Below are 2,054 nucleotides of genomic sequence, written 5' to 3'. Positions count from 1 at the left end.
CGTATCAACTTGCCCTGCTCGAGATAAATCTAACATCTCTTGCACGAGGACTTTCATCCGTTCTAGCTCATTTACAGAGGCTGATAGCGACTCTTCAAGTATCTCTGGATCATCTTTACCCCAACGATTCAGCATATTTAAATGTCCCTCAATGATCGCTACAGGTGTACGTAATTCATGCGATACATCTTCGACAAAGTGAATTTGTTGGTCTATATATTCACTTGTTTGATCCAGCATTTGGTTGATGCTTTCAGATATTTCAGTAATTTCACCACGATATTCGGAAACGTTTAAACGACGATCAGCAATATTATCTGCAGTGATATTCTTTAAGAACCGCTTCATCTTTTGAATCGGTTGAATAAAGTAATAAGCTACACCAAAACCAGCGACAACGGCGATGACTAAATTAACCCCCGCCGTAATGATCAATTCAGTCCGTTTATCAGATAATTGATTGGCGACTGATTGGTAATCAAAGGTCGCAAAATAATACCCAATTTGGTCAGACCCATCATATAGTAATTGATAAGTCAGGAAGTCCCCAGTTTCATCCGATTTCGTTCGGCCTGTCGTTCTATTAGTTGAGAAACTATCTACAGTAGTCCCTGAATTATAAACCAGGTTGCCATTTTCATTATAGACTTGAATTTTCACGTTATGCTCATTCAAGTAACCTTCTAAAGAAATATTTTCAATGGCAATCCGTGATTGGAATCCTTCACGCACTTCTGAAGCTGGTCGCGATGCTAAGGAGTTTAGATAGGTTTGTAAATACGTGTCAATTTGTGTAACCTCAGCCACATAGTCTTCTTCTAGCGCTCGTTGTTCTTGAATATTTGAAATGATGGGGCTAACACTCAAGGCCAACCAAAACAAGCTAGATAAAACTAAGCCCCACTTCCAAATTAATGAAAATGGGTGCTGCAGTTTTGTTTTAAAATCATTTAAAACGTTATTAAACATTATTCTGGCGTCCTCATTACATAGCCCGTACCACGGACAGTTTGAATGTAACCTGGTTGACCATCAACGTCAATTTTATTTCTTAAATAACGAATATAAACATCGACGACGTTAGTTTCAACTTCAGTTGTATAGCCCCATACTTTGTTTAATAGCTCTGTACGAGGTAAGACGACGTTAACATTCTCCATTAACATCACCAATAACTCATACTCACGTTTTGTTAAATCAATTATTTCTTCTCCGCGACGTACAATGCGGTTCTCTTTTTCAACAGAAAGGTCTCGGAAAGTAACTTTCGTTTGTTTTCTGTGTTGTTGTTCTTCTTCGATATCAATACGACGAAGTAACGCACGAATACGTGCTAATAATTCTTCAATCGCAAATGGTTTCACGATATAGTCATCCGCGCCGTGGTCAAAACCTGATACACGGTCAATAACTGAATCTCTTGCTGTCATAATAATAATTGGTACATCTGAAGTTGGACGTAAGCGACGACATACTTCAATACCATTAATCTCTGGCAACATTAAATCTAATAAGATTAAATCCCAGTCGCCTTCTTGTGCCTTTTCAAGCCCAATACGACCATCTTTAGCAAGTTCAGTTTCATAGCCCTCATGTTTAAGTTCTAATTCCACAAAACGTGCTAAGTTCTTTTCATCTTCAACAATTAAGATGCGTTTTGCTTTTTCTTCACTCATAATTTCACCCTATTTCCTGCACAAATTCATGGGCAAGCCCAAAATTAAGCATCAATTTGTTCTTCTTTATCCCATAATAAGTGATAAGAACCTTCAGCATCAACACGCTCATAAGTATGCGCACCAAAGTAATCACGTTGTGCTTGAATAATATTTGCTGGTAAAGTTTCTGAACGGTAGCTATCGTAGTAAGATAATGCTGATGTGAATCCAGGAACTGGAATTCCTGATTTAATTGCTTCAGCTGCTACTTCACGAGTTGCTTGTTGGTAATCTTTCGCGATATCCATGAAGTATTCGTCTAATAAAATATTTTCTAAGTCAGCGTTGGTTTCGTAAGCGTCCATGATTTTTTCTAGGAAGCCTGCACGGATGATG

Annotated in this window: 2 protein-coding genes and 1 pseudogene; all 3 read right to left on the bottom strand. The window is 38.2% G+C overall.

Going from position 1 to position 2,054, the window contains the following annotated elements; all coding sequences use genetic code 11:
* The coding region (locus tag ACRCJ0_RS12680; protein ID WP_431390655.1) for a histidine kinase dimerization/phospho-acceptor domain-containing protein at positions 1–969 on the bottom strand (969 nt) is incomplete at its 3' end.
* Positions 969–1,676 carry a response regulator transcription factor gene (locus tag ACRCJ0_RS12675; protein WP_048726540.1) on the bottom strand — a complete coding sequence of 236 codons (708 nt, stop codon included), beginning with the start codon at positions 1,674–1,676 and terminating at the stop codon, positions 969–971. The genes ACRCJ0_RS12675 and ACRCJ0_RS12680, both read right to left, overlap by 1 nt.
* A 44-nt stretch (positions 1,677–1,720) precedes the next feature.
* A pseudogene (locus ACRCJ0_RS12670) lies at positions 1,721–2,054 on the bottom strand (NADP-dependent phosphogluconate dehydrogenase); the annotation flags it as partial.

Source organism: Aerococcus sp. L_32 (assembly GCF_050689315.1).
Note: the sequence above shows the minus strand (reverse complement) of the source record. Positions and strands in the feature narration are given on the sequence as shown.

Bases quoted from the DNA above. Each gene is read 5' to 3' on its own strand.
- ACRCJ0_RS12675 (WP_048726540.1), bottom strand. From the start codon at position 1,676: ATGAGTGAAGAAAAAGCAAAACGCATCTTAATTGTTGAAGATGAAAAG.